The organism is Kitasatospora sp. NPDC057500 (assembly GCF_042802195.1).
GTDB lineage: Bacteria > Actinomycetota > Actinomycetes > Streptomycetales > Streptomycetaceae > Kitasatospora.
On sequence record NZ_JBHVER010000033.1, the window covers coordinates 12,443 to 28,750 of the forward strand.

A 16,308-nucleotide genomic window follows, 5' to 3' on the forward strand; every position below is an offset into this window, starting at 1 on the left:
TGCACCGCGTCCAGCCGAGACCGAACCCCCAGCTTCACCAGTGACCACGGCCCTCGACACCCCCTCGCACCCATGACTGCGGGACGGGTGCCGGGGGTCGTGGCTGCTCGTGACGTTCGAGTGGCTCGGGCCCACATGAAGCGGCCGCCGCGCATTCCTTGGCCGGGCGCGCGGCGGCCCCGGGCCCACACCCCCAACTGAGAAGAGGTAGACCCGTGAGGTCGATTGTTGCAGGGCAGACGGCCCTGACGGAGGACGAGTTCGCCGAGCTGGCGCTCGGTGTGGACTCGGACTTCACCCGCTTGTTCACCGGCGTGCCCGGTGAGAGCGAGACGGAGCGCACCGCCCGGATGGACGCCGCGGCCGGCATCATCGCGGACCTGCGCCGGGAGGACCCGGAGCTGGCCGCCTACGCCGAGCGGCTGCTGGACATGGCGCCGGTGCCGCTGCGGCGCCCGGCGGTCATCCGTCGCACGGCGAGCGTTGAGCGGGTGGCCGCATGACCACCATGACGGCGCCGGCGCCCGTTTCGACCCCGGCCGCCACCGCTTCAACCGCACGCCCGGCCGCTTCGGGTGCCCGGGTGGTGGCGTCGGACAAGCTGATGCTGGGGGTGGCGATCCTCGCCGCCGTCGGTGGTGCGGCGCTCGCCGGGATCGGGTTCTCCGGCTCCTACAGCGCGCTGCGGGACCTGGGTTTCAGGCACGGGTTCGGGGACTTCAGCTACGCGTTCCCGGTTGGTGTGGACGCGGGGATCGTGGCGCTGCTGGCGATGGATCTGCACCTGATCCGCAAGGGTGCCCCGGCGCCGTGGCTGCGGCTTCTGGCGCACGGTTTCACCTGCGCGACGATCTATTTCAATGCCGCTTCGGCGGGGCCGCTGCTGGCGAACCCGACCGGTACCGGTATGCACGCCGTCATCCCGATCATGTTCGTGGCGGTGGTGGAGGCCGGGCGGCGCCTGGTCATCCGGATCACCCGGATCGAGGCCGGCCACGGCCGCGACGGCGTGCCGCTGCACCGCTGGCTCCTCGCCCCGTGGCCGTCGTTCCGGATGTACCGGCGGATGCGCCTGAACGGCATCGCCTCCTACGACCAGGCGGTCGAGCTGGAGCGCGAGCGCCTGGTCTACCGGGTGATGCTGGAGCGCGAGCACGGCGGCGACTGGCACAAGGCGCCCTCCGACCAGCGCCTTCCCCTCACGATGGAGCGCTTCGGCCTGTCCGTGGACGAGGCCCTGGCCCTGCCGATGGAGGCCGAGGAGGCCGCGCGGCTGCGGGCCGAGCGCACGGCCGCGTTCGAGGCCGAGGTGAGCGCGCGGGCCGAGGCCCGCGCCGCCGAGTTGGAGATCGCCAGGCTCCGCACCGCCGGGCGGGTGGAGGCGGCCGGGTTCGAGGTCGGCGCCGAAACGGCGACGGCCAAGGCCCACGCCCACGCCCGCACCGTCGCCGCCGTCCGTGAGGCCGAGGCCGCCGAACGCCTCGACCAGGCGGGGGCCGTGATGGCCGCCGCCACCGCCGAGCAGGAGGCCGCCGAGGCCCGCCAGCGCGCCGCCGAAACCGACCGGGTCGCCGCTGAAACGGAGCAGTCCGCCGCTGAAACCCGCCGCCGTGCCGCTGAAACGGACCGGGAGGCGGCGGCCGTCGAGCGGGCCCGCGCCGAGGACGACGAGGCCGCCGAGCAGGCCCGGCTGCGCACCGCTGAAACGGCCAAGCGCGCGGCTGAAGCCGAGGAGGCCGCCGCTGAAGCGCGCCGCCGCGCGGCTGAAGCCGACCGCGACGCCGCCGACGCCGCCCGCGCCGAGGCCGACCTGCGGCACGCCGCCGAGACGGCCCGCCGGGGTGCGGCTGAAGCACGGGCGCGTGTCGCTGAAGCGGAGCTGCGCGCGGTCGAAGCGGAGGACACGGCGAAGCTGACCCCCGCCGCCCGCGCCACCCGCCGTGTGGCTCGCATGATCCTCGCCGACGGCGCCGGCAACCCCGAGGCCGTCACGCTCCAGACCATCGCCGAGGCCCTGGACGTCTCCCTCGCCACCGCCTCCCAGCGCCGCGCCGACGCCGCCGACCTGATCGCCGACGGCTACCGCCCCGCCGCGCTCACCGCCTGACACACCCCCTGACCTGCTCCGCTGCCACCAGCAACAGGAGATCCCTGTCATGTCTGTGACCGAAATCTGGGTGATCAGCTTCGGGTACCTGCACGGCGCCCCGCCCGCCGCGCACCTCACCCTCGATCTGCGCAAGCACTTCAAGGACCCGCACGTCGACCCCGCCCTTCGCCGCCTGACCGCCCACGACCTGCCGGTCCGCCGGGCCGTGCTCGGCACCCCGGGCATCCGGGAGGCCATCACCGCCGCCGCGCTCGTGGCCGACGCGTTCGACGCCGGGCCCACCGAGGCGCCGCTGACCATCGCGGTCGGCTGCGCGGGGGGCCGGCACCGCGCCGCCACCGTCGCCATGGCGCTGGCCCGCCGTCTCGGCAGGACCGGCACCGCGGTCCACCTGATCCACCGTGACCTTGGCAAGCCCGTCGTCGAGCGCACCGCCACCGGGGACGCCGTCGCCCCGGCGGGCGCGTGACCAGGGGAGACGCCATGTCCGAGACCCTGGTCCCGGCCGAGGCCGCACCGGTCACCAACCGGCCCGCCCCGGTCCGGTCGGCTGCGCCCGCCAGGCCGGTGCCGCAGCAAACCCAGGTCGTGACCGCGCCCGTTCCGGTGGCGGAGCAGGCCGCGCCCGCCACGGCGGGCGCGCGCCGGCCGTCGGCCCGTGCGGGGCACACCCGGGGTGGTCTGCCGGTGGTGCCGCTGGCGGTGGCCAGCGGGAACTCCGCCGTCGGCGCGGTGTCGGCCGCCGCGCTGGCGGGCGGGCCGGTGCTGCTGGCCCTGCTCGCCGGTGGCGCCGTCGCCGTGACCGGCGCTGCCGCCCTGCGCTCCCGCACCAACAGCCGCAAGACCCCGGCCCGCCGAAACACCAGCCAGGCGCCGAACCGGCCGGGCGTGGGTGGCCTGTTCGGGGCGCCCGGCCCGGCGGCGGGTGGTGCCCGGTCGCCGCTCGGCCAGCAGCATCGCCCCGCACGGCAGGCCGCCGCTGCCGGGGCGGGACCGCGTGCGGGCAGGAGCACCGGCCCGTCCGGGGCGAGCAACGCCCCGGTCGGCGCCACTTCGGCGCCGCGCCGCGGCCCGGCCGCCCCGTCCCACCCCCGTCCCGGCGGGGCCGCCTCGACCGTGGCCTCGACCGCCGCGTCCGGGCCCGGGGCCCGGGGCCGCGCCGCTGCCGGTCACCTGCCGTCGGTCGGCGGCGGTGCGGATTCGGGGTTGTCGGTTCGGGCTGCGCGGGTGCGGGCGGCGCGTGCCGAGCGTGCCGCGGCGGCGCCGAGTCTGCGTGAGAAGCGGGTGCAGGACACGGCGGCCCGCCGCACCGTCGCCGACGCCCGCCGCGCCGCCAAGACCGCCGCTCGCGAGGAGAAGCGGACGGCGAAGGCCGTGGCCCGGGAGCTGTCCCGCCCCGGCCACACCACCCCCGGCACCGGCACGGCCAGCACCGGTGGTTCGGGGTCGGTGGCGGGCAGTGCGCGGGAGGCCGCCCGGCAGGCGCGGCGTCAGGCCCGGCGGCAGAGCCGCGAGGGCAAGCGTCTGGCCGGGCGGGTGGCGCGGGACGGGCGGGCGGACGCGCGGGTGAGGGAGCGTCGGGTGGCGATGCGCAAGGGCGCGGTGGCGCGTGCGGCCCGTAAGCGGCTGCGGCGCTCGGTCGGCCGGTACTTCGTCCGGTGGGCGCTGGCGGCGCTGCTGGCCGGCGCGGTCGGCCTGGTCGGCGCCGTCACCACCCCGCTCGGCCGCCGCCTTGGCGCGCCGTGGCTGATGCACCCGGGCCGCAGGCTGTTCGACCGCATGGTCGGCCGGGCCCGCGCCGACCGGACCGCCCGTGACGGGGTGATCGGCGCCGCCCTGGACGCCGACCTCGCCGCCGCCGAAACCTTCGACGACCCCGACACCGACGAGGGGGTGGTCGCGGACATGGTGCCGCGTGCTCCCCGCAACCACCACTCGACCGACAGCACCGAGTTCCCGGGAGGGACCGTGTCCACCGCCACCAGCAGCACGTTCAGCTTCGCCCAGGTCGCCGCCGAGATGGAGGCCCTGGCCAACACCTTCGACCCCGACGGGATGATGGAGGTCCTCGCCATGTGCGAGGAGATCCCGGACGCGCTCCAGTCGATCGCCAACGTCTTCAAGATCCTGGCGGAGAAGGCGGACGACGAGTTCCCGCTTGAGGCCCCAATCGCCGAGGCCCTGACCGAGGTCTACTCCCACATCCAGCTCGCCGTGCAGGCCGCCGGCGAGGTCGGCCCGGTCTTCCGCACCCACCACGAGCACGACATCCGCCGCCACGAGGACCCCCGCACCGGCGAGCAGAAGTGGGACACCACCAACAACAACTAGCCCAAGTCGTCGGCTAGTTCATCTCTCCTCCACCTTCCGGGGCGGGCCGCACCTGCGCGTGCGGCCCGCCCCGGCCCACACCCGGAGAACCGCATGACCGACCGCCTGAACCTCACCAACCTCCCGCCCGACCACACCCCCCACGCCCACGCCACCGCCGCCGCCGAGAAGCCGGCCAAGACGCCCCGGCCCCGGGCGGTGAAGCGGGGGGTGCCGCTGGACTGGGCCGCCCCGCACGGCCCCGCCACCGGCGCCCTGTCCGCGGCGACCGGCGCCGGAGCCCTGGCCCTGCTCGGCGCCGCCACCGGCATGCCCGAGACCCTGCCGCTCGCGGTCGGGGCGGCGGGGGCCCTGGGGCACGGGATCGGCTGGAGCGTGCGCCGCCGCTTGACCGCCATGACGGTGGCCACCCGCTCCGCGTCGTGGCTGCTCGCCGGCGGCTGGACCACCTGGGCGATGCACACCGGCCCCCTCTCCTGGGCCGCCGCCGGAACCCTCGCCGGCCTCGGGGTGGGGATCGGGGCGATGGCCTCGACCGCCGCCGTCCACGAGGAGGCCGCCGAGGAGGAACGCCTCGCCATGTCGCCGCAGGCGGCGAAGGCCGCCGACGCCCTCGACCACCGCCGCCGCCAGATCGCCCGCGAGTGGGAGGAGCGCATCCACCGCGTCGCCGGCGTCCAGACCCGGGTGTTCGCCGTGGAGTTCTGGAAGACCGGCGGCGGCTTCTCCCTGGCCGCCGAACTCCCCGGCGGCACGGCCACCTGGGACCAGATCGCCGGCCGCGCCCGCGCCCTCGCCGGGGACGCCCGCCTGCCGCTCGGCTGCGTCATCGCCGTCGAGGAGGGCGACATCCAGGGCCGCGTGGTCCTGGACATCCCCACCGTCAACGGCATGGCCAACGCCCAGCCCTACCCCGACGACTACAGTCCCCTGTCGATCCTCACCGGCATCCCCTGGGGCATGCTGCCCAACCTCGACCCCGTCAAGGTCTACCTGCGGGAGGCGTGCGCGCTGCTGCTCGGCCCGCCCGGATCTGGCAAGTCCACCCTCGTCGACGGCGTCCTGACCGGCTTCGCCCGCTGCACCGACGTCCTGACCTTCGTCATCGACCTGAAGGCCGGGGCGGTCGGCATCCCGTGGACGCGGCCCTGGCTGGAGGCCACCGGCCGCAAGGCCCCCAAGGCCGGAACCGTCCCCGCCCCGGCCGGCACCAAGCCGGGGGTGGACTGGATCGCCTCCACCCCCGAGGAGGCGCTGCGGATGATGCGGGCCGCGCTGCGGATCAACGCGGCCCGCCAGCAGCACTACCAGGACCTGCTGGACGAGATGGACACCACCCTTCTGCCCGTGTCGGCCGCGCTGCCGCAGATCATGGTGGTCGTCGACGAGGGCGCGGAACTGTTGTCGATCCAGCCCAGCGCCCCGCCCGTGTTGAAGGAGCTGCGGGAGGCGGTCCGCAAGGCCATGCGCACCACCCGCGCCATGGGCGTCCGGTTCGTGCTGACCGCCGTCGACGGCAACGTGAGCGCGCTCGGCGACACCGAGATCCGCAAATTCTCCCCCGTCGGCGTCGCCCTCACGTCCGGGGAGAGCGCCGGGAACAACCTCGCCAAGATGTTCCCGAGGGCGAAGGTCGACACCCGCCAGCTCAACGCCAAGGGCTCCGGCGTCATCGGCGCCGCCGGCGCCGACGGCTTCGCCCCTACCCCCTTCAAGACCTGGAAAACGTCGCCCTCCCAGGTCCGCGCCGCCATCCTCGCCACCAACCACCTCCGCCCCACCCTCGACTCCGTCTCCGCCCAGGCCGCCGGCGAGGACTACGCCCGCCGCTGGAACGACGACCGCGCCGGATGGCTCTGGAACGCCCCCACCGGCCCGGCCGACGAACCGGACCCGACCGACAACGGCGACAGCCACCCGACCGCCGCGGCCGGGGCGGGCGGGCTGAACCTGTCCTCCCTCACCCCGGGCGGGCGGACCGCCGCCGGCGACCGGCTGGTGAAGCAGCCCCGGCCCGGCGGACTCCGCCTCTCCGCCCACCGCACCACCCCGCCGACCGCCCCGGCGGACGGGGAGGACGGCGGGAGCGTCTACGAGCCGGTGACCGACCCCGCGCCCGGCCTGCTCGTACGCGCCCACGCCGCGATCACCAGCAATGGCGGGGACCGGATGTTCATCGGGGATCTGGCCGCCGCACTCGGCGTGGACGCCCAGACGCTCGGCACCGATCTGAACGCGCTTCTGCGGGCCGTCGGCGTCTCCCGGCCCGGTGCCGGGACCGTCCGGATCGACGGCGACGCCAAGGCCGGGTTCTACGCCCACACCCTCGCCGACGCCCTCACCCGCTACCGCCAGTAGCCGAAACAGGGCCACACAGGGTCACACACGCAGGGTCACACAGGGCCACACGCGCCTGTGTGGGGCACACAGGCGCGTGTGACCCTCTGACCTGCCCGTGTGACCCGTGTGGGGCACACAGCAAGCCCCACACAAACCCCGCCCCGCACCCCCGAAACCCGCTTCCCCGGGCCGCTGTGTGCCCCACACAAGCCCGTGACGCTCCGTCACCAAAAACGTACGGGAAGGACCGCCACCCGTGGCCATCACGATCAGCGTCACCGTCCTGCTCGCCCTCGCCGCCGCCCTCCTCCTGCGCGCCCGCCGCGTCGGCATCGGCACCGCCGCCGTCCTGTGGCTGTCCGGCTTCACCACCGCCTCCACGGGGCTCGCCGACCCGGTCAACACCTTCCTCGCCGCCCTCGCCGGACTCGTCACCGGTCACTGACTCCACCCGCGCACCGCCCCGCCGACAGGAGAACCCGATGGACCGCACCACCGCCCCGCAGCAGTCGTTCGCCGCCCCGGTGCACCACGGCCCGGACGGCACCCCCTACTACCTCACCCCCACCCCGCTCGCCGCACCGTCCGCCGTCTACCACCCCGCCGCCCCCGCCCCGGTGGTCCACGGCCCGGCACTCGCACCGACCGCCGTCTACCTGCCCGCCCCGCCGTCGGCCACCAACCCGGTTCCAGTGCGGGACCCGTGGCCGGCCCGCCTGCTCGCCGGCGGCGTCGCGCTCGGCGTCGGCGGCCTCGGCATCGGCTACGCGGTCCAGGCCGTCGCCTCGGCGGCCGGGAGCGTCGGCGGACTCGCCGCGCTCGGCGTCGGCGCCTACGCCCTCGCCAAGACCACCGGCAGCGGCGGCGGCCGGGGCGGCGGTGGGCAGGGCGCCGTGAACGTCAACGTCACCGTCTCCAACCGCAACCGCTGACCGGAGGAACCGTCATGGCCCGCATGCGACTGCGCTTCAACCCGTGGCCCCGCCCCGCGATCGAGCTGACCGACACGCCCCGCCCGAAGTGCCCTGACTGCGACGGCGCGGGCGGGTGGGCCGAGGACTACGCCGACGACGAGGGCGAGTTCGGCGGGACGGACTACTGGTACTGCACCTGCTGGGACCCCTCCCGGGTCCGGCGCCTGCTCACCTTTCCCCGCTGGACCGCCCGCCTGCTCCTCGGCTGGACCCCGCCCGTCTACTCCAGCGAGCCGCCGTTCTAGACCGGCCTGCCCGACCGGCCGTGCCACCCGCACCCCGCCGCAGCCAGCGGCCGGGGCGCGGGCGGTGCGGGGGACCGGACAGACCCGCTCCCACCCCACACAGCACGAAGCCCCACACCAGCCGTCTCTCTGCCAAGGTCGGCGACTGGTGCGGGGCCGTGCATCCCACAACGAGACGGGAACCAACATGCCCGACTTCGACCGCTCCACGCTCGCGATCGTGGACGACATCCGCGACCGCGAGCAGGCCAGCGACGGCCACTCCCGCTACGGCGCCTACATCGCCCAGCACGCCGACGACTTCCACGACGAGGGCCAGCCGCTCCACCCGGTGGACTTCGCCGCCGTCTCCTGGTCGGTGGCCACCTTCCCCGTGATGTCCCCCGGCTACGTGAACGTGCGCCCCGACGTCTACCCGCTCACCGTCCACCGCGACCACGACGGCGGCGCCGTCCTCTCCGCCAAGGTCGGCCTGCACCACCACCACCTCACCCACCGCCCCGCCGGACGGCCCCGCCCCCTCGACTGGGAGCGCGACCCCTGGAGCCGCCCCACCGACCCGTGGCCCGTGCTGGTCGCCCCCGAGCACACCGACCGCCCCGCCGTCCTGCTCGCCGCCACCCTCCTTGTCCCCATCCCCGACCACATCCTGATCCAGCCCACTGCCGCCCGGCCCGGTCGCACCCTCCCCCGGGAGGCCAAGCAGATCGTCACCGCCCTCGCCGCCCACGCCAACAGCGCACTGGCCCCGCTGGTCGACGACCTGATCGGCGGTGCCTGGTGAACGAGCGAACGCCGCTCGGCGACACCACCGGTCTGTGGCAGGCCGTCCTCGCCGCAGCCGCCGGCCGCTGCCAATGCCGAGGCACCTGCGGCAAGAAACACGACAAGGACGGCGGCCGCTGCCCCGCCGCCCAGGGCGGCTACGCCCGCCACGGCACCGGCCCCGTCCACATGCTCGCCGCCCCCGCCGACCCGGACGGCCTGCTGCTGCCCGCGCACCGCGCCGCCGCCCTGCCGAAGCGGGAGCTGGCCGCGTGGTGCCCGGCCTGCCACGACGCCACCCGCCGCCGCGCCCTGGCCGCCCGACGGGCCGCCGCCGAACCGGCCGAGCCGGACGCCCTGTTCTGAACCCCTCCCCTCTCGCGGCCCGCGCCCGGCACCATCCGGGTGCGGGCCGCCTCGCTCCGTACGAAAGGAGCCGCGTTGAGCACCGAGCACGCCCGCCCGAACGTGATCTCGTTCCGGCCCGAACCCGCCGAGATCAAGGCCGCCGAACAGGCCGTCATCGGCGCAGCCCTGCTCGACCCCGTCCAGATTCCCGCGCTCGCCGCCCAGCTCGGCGACCCGGGTGCGTTCTACCACCCCGCGCACGAGACCATCTGGCGCGCCATCACCCGCATGGCCGGGGGTGAGCGGCCGGTGGACCCGCTGCTGCTGACCGGTGTCCTGCGTGCCCAGGGCGACCTCGGCCGGGTCGGTGGGCCCGGCTACCTGCACACCTGCATCGAAGCCACCCCCACCGCGGCGAACGGCGACTACTACGCCGAGATCGTGCGCGCGGCCGCCGAGCGCCGCCGGATCAACACCGCCACCAGCCGCCTGGCCCACATGGCCGGCGACGGGGCGGCCGACCTGGACGACGTGCGCGCCGCCGCCCTGGCCGCGCTCGCCGACCTCGCCACCGGCGAGACCTGGCTCGACCCCGTCCCGCTCGGCTCCCACACCGCCCTGCCGACCTTCCCCGTCCACGCCCTCCCGACCTGGGTGGGCGCCTATGTGGAGGCGGTGGCGGAGTTCACGCAGACCCCGCCCGACATGGCCGCCACCATGGGCCTGGCCGCCCTGTCGACGGCCGCCGGCGGACGGGTCGGGGTGGAGATCCGGCCCGGCTGGCGCGAGCAGTCCAACCTCTACCTGGTGTGCGCGATGCCGCCGGCCAGCCGCAAGTCCGACGTCTTCGCGTTCATGACCGCACCCGTCTACCGGGTCGAGGACGAGCTGCGCGCCGACGCCCGGGCCCGGATCATCGAGGCCGAGACCGCCAAGGAGACCGCGCTCGCCGAGGTCGACGCGCTCATGGCCAAGGCCCGCAAGAACCCCGACCTCGACCGCGCGCACCTGGTCGCCGAGATCTCCGCCGCCCGGATGCTCGCCGACGAGATCGTCGTCCCGCCCAGTCCGCGTCTCACCCTGTCCGGGGACATCACCCCCGAGACCGTCACCCACCAACTCGGCGTCCACCGCTGCCTGGCCGCGCTCTCCCCCGAAGGCGACCTGTTCGACAGCATCGTCGGCCGCTACAGCAGCAAGCCCAACCTCGGCGTGTTCCTGCAAGCCCACAAGGGCGAGCGCCTCCAGGCCGACCGGATCACCCGCGAGCAGCCCACCGTCGACAAGCCCGCGCTCACCATCGGCGTCACCCCACAGCCCGCCGTCCTCCAGGAGCTCGGCGCCGCCCCCGGCGCCCGCGACCGGGGCCTGCTCGCCCGCTTCCTGTACTCCCTGCCGCCCTCCAACCTCGGCTACCGCAAGATCCGCACCACCCCCGTCCCCGAACAGGTCGCCGCCGCCTACGACCTGCGCCTCACCGCGCTCCTGCGCGAACTCGTCGCCCTGGACGAGCCCGTCACCGTCACGATGACCGAGGCCGCCGACCTCGCCGTGGAGAAGCTGCAGGAGAAGTTCGAGGTCCAGCTCCGCCCGGACGAGCCGCTCGCCCACATCAAGGACTGGGCCGGCAAGCTCGTCGGCCACATCGCCCGCATCGCCGTCCTGCTCCACCTCGCCGACCACGCGGCCGGCGACGGGCGCGCGCCCCTCCAGGCCGCCACCGTCGACCGGGCGGCCGAGATCGCCGAGTACTACACCGCCCACACCCTCGCCGTGTTCGACCTGATCGCCGCCGACCCCGCCACCGAGGACGCCCACGCCCTCCTCCAGTGGCTCCAGCGGCCGAAGAAGGACGGCACCCACCGCACCCACATCAAGGCCCACGACGCCGTCGCCAGCAGCCGCCGCTTCAAGAAGGTCGCCGACGTCGAGCCCGCCCTGCAACTGCTCGAACAGCACGGCTGGCTCCGCACCGACCAGCACGGGCCCACCGGCCAGCGCGGCCGGCCCCAGGCCCTCACTTACCGTGTCCACCCGGCCGTGAGCACCCCCACGGACGGGGCCGAAGCCCCGTAACCGTCAGGGATGTCAGGGCAAACCCCTGACCAGCCAAAACGACCCCGGACACGACGTCAGGGATTGTCAGGGATGTCAGGGAAACCGCGACTTTCCCTGACATCCCTGACAATCCCTGACGCCCTGCCAGGAGCCAAAGCCGCAGGCCAGCGGTTTGCCCTGACATCCCTGACACTTTCCGCCCTCCGCCCCCGTCCGCGAGAGGGCCAGTAACACTCCGCAACCACCATCCGAACCTCTCGCCGGAGGTGTCCGCATGCCCGCGAAGGGCCAACGCGGCGGTACCGCAACGGTCGTCCGCCCCCTCCCCGACCGCTACCTCGAACCCGAGGACATCGCCCGGATCTTCGGCGTGCCGCTGGAGACCGTCTACCAGTGGCGCCGCAAGCGCACGGGGCCGCCCGGCTTCCGGGTCGGCCGGCACGTCCGCTACCACCCGCAGGCTGTCGCCGAATGGGCGGCCGAGCAGAACGAACAGGCGGCTTGATCAATGGCAGGACACATCCAGGACCGCTGGTACAAGACTGAGCCCGGCCCCAACGGCAAGCCGCGGCGCGTTCGCACCGACCGCTACGGCACCGGCAAGCGCTACCGCGCCCGCTACGTCGGCCCCGACGGCACGGAGAAGTCCAAGTCCTTCCCGGACCGTCAGAAGCGACTGGCCGATGAGTGGCTGGCCCGGATCGAGGCCGACATGTCGCGCGGCCAGTACGTCGATCCGAAGGCGGCCCGGGTCACCTTCAAGCAGTACGCGGAGAAGTGGCTGAAGTCCCAGCACACCGACCTCAACACCCGGGCCTCGGTGCACGCCCAGATCCGGCGGCACGCGATCCCGTACCTGGGCCCGCGCCCGATGGACTCGTTCCTGCCCTCCCACATCCGGGAGTGGCTGGCGGAGCTGGAGAAGGCGGTGCCGGCGTCGTCGTACCGCCGGGTCATCTTCGGAAGCGTCTCCGGCATCTTCACCGCGGCCGTCGAGGACCAGCTGCGGACGACGAACCCGTGCCGTTCCCGGTCGGTCACCGCCCCCGGCCGGGCGCCGGGGCGGGTCCGTCCGTGGCCGGCGGACCGGGTGGACGCCGTGCGTGCGGGTCTGCCGGAACGGTACCGAGCGATGGCGGACGCCGGCGGCGGATGCGGGCTGCGGCAGGGGGAGATCTTCGGTCTACCGGTGGACGAGATCGGGTTCGACACCGGATGGCTGCATGTCGGCTACCAGATCAAGGTCATCGGCGGGCGTCTGGTGTTCGCCCCGCCGAAGCGCGGGAAGGTCCGGGACGTACCGCTCCCCACGCAGGTCGGTCGCCTCTTCAAGGCCCACATGGAGGCGTTCCCGCCGGACGAGGTGACGCTGCCGTGGCTCACCCCGGACGGTCCCCCGGTGACGAAGCGGCTGCTCTTCTCCCGGGAAGGGGGTGGGCCGGTGCGGCGGGCCGACTTCAACACATACGCGTGGAAGCCCGCTCTCGTCGCGGCCGGGGTCCTCCCGGAGCCTGAGAAGGGGAAGCGGCACCAGGCGTCCCGGGAGGACGGCATGCACGCCCTCCGGCACTTCTACGCCACCGTCCTCCTGGACGCCGGCGAGAACGTGAAAGCGCTGAGCAAGTACCTGGGGCACAGCGACCCCGGGTTCACGCTCCGGGTCTACACGCACCTGATGCCGAGCAGCGACGGCCGGACCCGCCGGGCCGTCGACCGGCTCTACGAAACGCTCGGATGGGCCACCGATCCGCTGCCTGACGGCCCACAGGCGGCCCAGGAGGACTGAAGCGGGCCCGGGTCGGCGGCTGCGTGCCGCCGACCCGGGGACCTCACTCAGCCCGAAACCAGCCCTGACCTGCGATTACAGCACCTGGAGGTTCTTGCGTAGCTCGAACGGCGTGACCTCGGAGCGGTACTCCTCCCACTCCTGCTTCTTGTTGCGCAGGAAGAAGTCGAAGACGTGCTCGCCGAGGGTCTCGGCGACGAGTTCGCTGCGCTGCATGAGGTCGATCGCCTCGCCGAGGTTCTGCGGCATCGGCTGGATGCCGAGGGCGCGGCGTTCGGCGTCGGTGAGGGCCCAGACGTCGTCGTCGGCGCCGGGCGGGAGCTCGTAGCCCTCCTCGATGCCCTTGAGGCCGGCGGCCAGGGTGACGGCGTAGGCGAGGTAGGGGTTGCAGCCGGTGTCGAGGGAGCGGACCTCGACCCGGGTGGAGCCCTGCTTGCCCGGCTTGTACATCGGGACGCGGATCAGCGCGGAGCGGTTGTTGTGGCCCCAGCAGATGTAGGACGGGGCCTCGCCGCCGGCGCCGGCGGTGCGCTGGGAGCCGCCCCAGATCCGCTTGTAGGAGTTCACCCACTGGTTGGTGACGGCGGCGGTCTCGGCGGCGTGGCGCAGCAGGCCGGCGATGAAGGAGCGGCCGACCTTGGAGAGCTGGTACTCGGCGCCGGACTCGTGGAAGGCGTTGCGGTCGCCCTCGAACAGCGAGAGGTGGGTGTGCATGCCGGAGCCCGGGTGGTCGGAGAACGGCTTGGGCATGAAGCTGGCGTAGACGCCCTGCTCCAGCGCGACCTCCTTCATCACCAGCCGGAAGGTCATGATGTTGTCGGCGGTGGACAGCGCGTCGGCGTACCGCAGGTCGATCTCCTGCTGGCCGGGGGCGCCCTCGTGGTGGGAGAACTCCACCGAGATGCCCATCGACTCCAGCATGGTGATCGCCTGGCGGCGGAAGTCGTGGCCCACCCCGCGCGGGGTGTGGTCGAAGTAGCCGGACTGGTCGGCGGGGATCGGCGGGGTGCCGTCGCCGGGCAGGTTCTTCAGCAGGAAGAACTCGATCTCGGGGTGGGTGTAGAAGGTGAAGCCCTGGGCGGAGGCCTTCTCCAGGGTGCGCTTCAGCACGAACCGCGGGTCGGCGTAGGAGGGCGAGCCGTCCGGCATCAGGATGTCGCAGAACATCCGGGCGGTGCCGGGGGTCTCCGAGCGCCACGGCAGGATCTGGAAGGTGGTCGGGTCCGGCTTGGCGATCATGTCGGACTCGTAGACCCGGGCGAAGCCCTCGATCGCCGAGCCGTCGAAGCCGATGCCCTCCTCGAACGCCTGCTCCAGCTCGGCCGGCGCCACCGCGACCGACTTCAGGAACCCCAGGACATCGGTGAACCACAGCCGGACGAACCGGATGTCACGCTCTTCGAGCGTCCGAAGCACGAACTCCTGCTGCTTGCCCATGAGGACAGTCTCACCTCTGCTCTTTACGTTCGTGTTACGCCCGGAACCCACCCCGAAGCGGCTCTCCCCATCATGGCGGATCACCGCCGCCGGAGGCAGCGGCGACCCCGGCCGAGACATTGCGTCAGATCGACGATTAGACTCGGTGGCATGCCCAATCTCCGTCTCGCCCTCTGCCAGACCGACCCGTGGGTCGGTGACATCGCACGCAACAGCGATGAGGTGGTGCACTGGACCAAGCAGGCCGTCGAAGCCGGTGCCCAGCTGGTCGCGTTCCCCGAGATGGCCCTGACCGGCTACCCGGTCGAGGACCTCGCGCTGCGCCGCTCCTTCGTCGAGGCGTCGCGGGCCGGGCTGGTCGAGCTGGCCGGGCGGCTCGCCGCCGAGGGGCTGGGCGAGGTGCCCGTCGTGGTGGGCTACCTCGGCCGCTCCGAGCAGGCCTCGCCGCGCTTCGGCCGCCCGGCCGGCTCGCCGCAGAACTGCGCCGCCGTGCTGTTCCGCGGCGAGGTGGCCACCCGGTTCGCCAAGCACCACCTGCCGAACTACGGCGTGTTCGACGAGTACCGCTGGTTCGTCCCCGGCGACCAGCTGCCGGTGGTGCGGCTGCACGGGGTGGACGTCGCGCTGGCGATCTGCGAGGACATCTGGCAGGACGGCGGCCGGGTGACCGCCGCCCGCGAGGCCGGGGCCGGCCTGCTGCTGGTGATCAACGGTTCGCCGTACGAGCGGAACAAGGACGACGCCCGGCTGGAGCTGGTCCGCCGCCGGGCCGCCGAGGCGGGCTGCGCGCTCGCCTACGTGAACATGGTCGGCGGCCAGGACGAGCTGGTCTTCGACGGCGACTCGATCGTGGTCGCCCCGGACGGCGAGGTACTGGCCCGCTCGCCGCAGTTCGAGGAGCACCTGCTGGTGCTGGACCTCGACCTGCCGGCCGCGAACAGCGACCACACCGACGGGCTGCTGCTCGCCGACGGCCTGCACCTGGTCCGCGCCGAGCTGGGCGGCGAGCCCGCCCCGGCCCCCGCCGCACCGGTGACCGCCGGGGTGGCGCCGCGGATCGGCGACGAGGCGGAGATCTGGTCCGCGCTGGTCTCCGGCACCCGGGCCTACGTCCGCAAGAACGGCTTCCGCTCGGTGCTGATCGGCCTGTCCGGCGGCATCGACTCGGCCGTGGTGGCCGCCCTCGCGGTGGACGCGGTCGGCGCCTCGAACGTGTACTGCGTCTCGATGCCGAGCCGCTACTCCTCGCAGCACTCCCGGGACGACGCGGCCGAGCTGGCCCACCGCACCGGGCTGAACTTCCGCACCGTGCCGATCGCCCCGATGTTCGACGCCTACATGGCGGCCACCGAGCTGACCGGCCTGGCCGAGGAGAACCTGCAGTCCCGGCTGCGCGGCACCCTGCTGATGGCGATCTCCAACCAGGAGGGGCACATCGTGCTCGCGCCCGGCAACAAGAGCGAGCTGGCGGTCGGCTACTCGACCCTGTACGGCGACTCGGTCGGCGCGTACGGCCCGATCAAGGACGTCTACAAGTCGCTGATCTTCCGGCTGGCCCGCTGGCGCAACGAGGAGGCCGAGCGGCTCGGCGAGGTGCCGCCGATCCCGGAGAACACCATCTCCAAGCCGCCGTCCGCCGAGCTGCGGCCGGACCAGAAGGACACCGACTCGCTGCCCGACTACGACCTGCTGGACACCGTCCTCGACCTGTACGTCGAGGGCGACCAGGGCCGGGACGCGATCGTGGCGGCGGGGTTCGACCCGGCCGTGGTGGACCGGGTGGTGCGGCTGGTGGACACCGCCGAGTACAAGCGGCGGCAGTACCCGCCGGGCCCGAAGATCTCGGTCAAGGGCTTCGGCCGGGACCGCCGGCTGCCGATCACCAACCGGTGGCGCCAGGGCTGACGGCGAGTC

At 73.9% G+C, this 16,308-nt stretch carries 15 protein-coding genes; 14 read left to right on the plus strand and 1 reads right to left on the minus strand.

Annotation, left to right across the window (positions count from 1 at the left end; genetic code table 11):
• Window positions 1-215 precede the first annotated feature (215 nt).
• The 13 genes from ACFU74_RS10265 (at window position 216) to ACFU74_RS10325 (ending at window position 12,957) form a co-directional block, all read left to right on the plus strand.
• Entirely contained in the window at window positions 216-503 is a 288-nt protein-coding gene (locus tag ACFU74_RS10265) for a hypothetical protein (protein ID WP_380754681.1), read from the plus strand.
• A complete protein-coding gene (locus ACFU74_RS10270) occupies window positions 500-2,107 on the plus strand; it encodes a DUF2637 domain-containing protein (RefSeq protein WP_380754684.1) in 1,608 nt (535 codons plus the stop codon). Before ACFU74_RS10265 ends, ACFU74_RS10270 begins: the two co-directional genes overlap by 4 nt.
• Before the next feature lie 49 nt (window positions 2,108-2,156).
• The gene (locus ACFU74_RS10275) at window positions 2,157-2,579 is read left to right on the plus strand and encodes an ATPase (protein WP_380754687.1); all 423 of its coding nucleotides are present in this window, start codon (window positions 2,157-2,159) and stop codon (window positions 2,577-2,579) included.
• 14 nt (window positions 2,580-2,593) lie between these two features.
• Window positions 2,594-4,441 (plus strand): hypothetical protein, encoded by a 1,848-nt coding sequence (locus ACFU74_RS10280; RefSeq protein ID WP_380754690.1) that lies wholly within the window; start codon window positions 2,594-2,596, stop codon window positions 4,439-4,441.
• A 93-nt stretch (window positions 4,442-4,534) separates the two neighbouring features.
• On the plus strand, window positions 4,535-6,799 hold the full coding sequence (locus tag ACFU74_RS10285) for a hypothetical protein (protein ID WP_380754693.1): 2,265 nt from the start codon (window positions 4,535-4,537) through the stop codon (window positions 6,797-6,799).
• A gap of 238 nt (window positions 6,800-7,037) precedes the next feature.
• Window positions 7,038-7,226: a hypothetical protein gene (locus tag ACFU74_RS10290; protein ID WP_380754696.1), complete on the plus strand. Its 189-nt coding sequence runs from the start codon at window positions 7,038-7,040 to the stop codon at window positions 7,224-7,226.
• 37 nt (window positions 7,227-7,263) lie between these two features.
• Complete coding sequence (locus ACFU74_RS10295) at window positions 7,264-7,713, plus strand: hypothetical protein (protein WP_380754698.1); 450 nt, start codon at window positions 7,264-7,266, stop codon at window positions 7,711-7,713.
• A gap of 14 nt (window positions 7,714-7,727) precedes the next feature.
• A complete protein-coding gene (locus ACFU74_RS10300) occupies window positions 7,728-8,000 on the plus strand; it encodes a hypothetical protein (protein ID WP_380754701.1) in 273 nt (90 codons plus the stop codon).
• Window positions 8,001-8,187: 187 nt separating this feature from the next.
• On the plus strand, window positions 8,188-8,784 hold the full coding sequence (locus tag ACFU74_RS10305; RefSeq protein ID WP_380754704.1) for a hypothetical protein: 597 nt from the start codon (window positions 8,188-8,190) through the stop codon (window positions 8,782-8,784).
• Entirely contained in the window at window positions 8,781-9,131 is a 351-nt protein-coding gene (locus tag ACFU74_RS10310) for a hypothetical protein (RefSeq protein WP_380754707.1), read from the plus strand. The genes ACFU74_RS10305 and ACFU74_RS10310 overlap by 4 nt, the downstream gene beginning before the upstream one ends.
• A 75-nt stretch (window positions 9,132-9,206) precedes the next feature.
• Complete coding sequence (locus ACFU74_RS10315; protein WP_380754709.1) at window positions 9,207-11,189, plus strand: DUF3987 domain-containing protein; 1,983 nt, start codon at window positions 9,207-9,209, stop codon at window positions 11,187-11,189.
• 256 nt (window positions 11,190-11,445) lie between these two features.
• The gene (locus tag ACFU74_RS10320; RefSeq protein ID WP_380754713.1) at window positions 11,446-11,676 is read left to right on the plus strand and encodes a helix-turn-helix domain-containing protein; all 231 of its coding nucleotides are present in this window, start codon (window positions 11,446-11,448) and stop codon (window positions 11,674-11,676) included.
• Window positions 11,677-11,679: 3 nt separating this feature from the next.
• Window positions 11,680-12,957, plus strand: a complete 1,278-nt coding sequence (locus ACFU74_RS10325) for a tyrosine-type recombinase/integrase (RefSeq protein ID WP_380754715.1) — start codon at window positions 11,680-11,682, stop codon at window positions 12,955-12,957.
• Between the two features lie 75 nt (window positions 12,958-13,032).
• On the opposite strand, the gene ACFU74_RS10330 is transcribed toward ACFU74_RS10325, so the two are convergent.
• A complete protein-coding gene (locus tag ACFU74_RS10330) occupies window positions 13,033-14,394 on the minus strand; it encodes a glutamine synthetase family protein (RefSeq protein ID WP_350555271.1) in 1,362 nt (453 codons plus the stop codon).
• Between the two features lie 150 nt (window positions 14,395-14,544).
• On the opposite strand from ACFU74_RS10330, the gene ACFU74_RS10335 reads away from it, so the two are divergent.
• On the plus strand, window positions 14,545-16,299 hold the full coding sequence (locus tag ACFU74_RS10335; protein WP_380754718.1) for an NAD+ synthase: 1,755 nt from the start codon (window positions 14,545-14,547) through the stop codon (window positions 16,297-16,299).
• Window positions 16,300-16,308: the final 9 nt, after the last annotated feature.

Bases quoted from the DNA above. Each gene is read 5' to 3' on its own strand.
- ACFU74_RS10270 (WP_380754684.1), top strand. From the start codon at position 500: ATGACCACCATGACGGCGCCGGCGCCCGTTTCGACCCCGGCCGCCACC.
- ACFU74_RS10275 (WP_380754687.1), top strand. From the start codon at position 2,157: ATGTCTGTGACCGAAATCTGGGTGATCAGCTTCGGGTACCTGCACGGC.
- ACFU74_RS10280 (WP_380754690.1), top strand. From the start codon at position 2,594: ATGTCCGAGACCCTGGTCCCGGCCGAGGCCGCACCGGTCACCAACCGG.
- ACFU74_RS10285 (WP_380754693.1), top strand. From the start codon at position 4,535: ATGACCGACCGCCTGAACCTCACCAACCTCCCGCCCGACCACACCCCC.
- ACFU74_RS10295 (WP_380754698.1), top strand. From the start codon at position 7,264: ATGGACCGCACCACCGCCCCGCAGCAGTCGTTCGCCGCCCCGGTGCAC.
- ACFU74_RS10300 (WP_380754701.1), top strand. From the start codon at position 7,728: ATGGCCCGCATGCGACTGCGCTTCAACCCGTGGCCCCGCCCCGCGATC.
- ACFU74_RS10305 (WP_380754704.1), top strand. From the start codon at position 8,188: ATGCCCGACTTCGACCGCTCCACGCTCGCGATCGTGGACGACATCCGC.
- ACFU74_RS10320 (WP_380754713.1), top strand. From the start codon at position 11,446: ATGCCCGCGAAGGGCCAACGCGGCGGTACCGCAACGGTCGTCCGCCCC.
- ACFU74_RS10325 (WP_380754715.1), top strand. From the start codon at position 11,680: ATGGCAGGACACATCCAGGACCGCTGGTACAAGACTGAGCCCGGCCCC.
- ACFU74_RS10330 (WP_350555271.1), bottom strand. From the start codon at position 14,394: ATGGGCAAGCAGCAGGAGTTCGTGCTTCGGACGCTCGAAGAGCGTGAC.
- ACFU74_RS10335 (WP_380754718.1), top strand. From the start codon at position 14,545: ATGCCCAATCTCCGTCTCGCCCTCTGCCAGACCGACCCGTGGGTCGGT.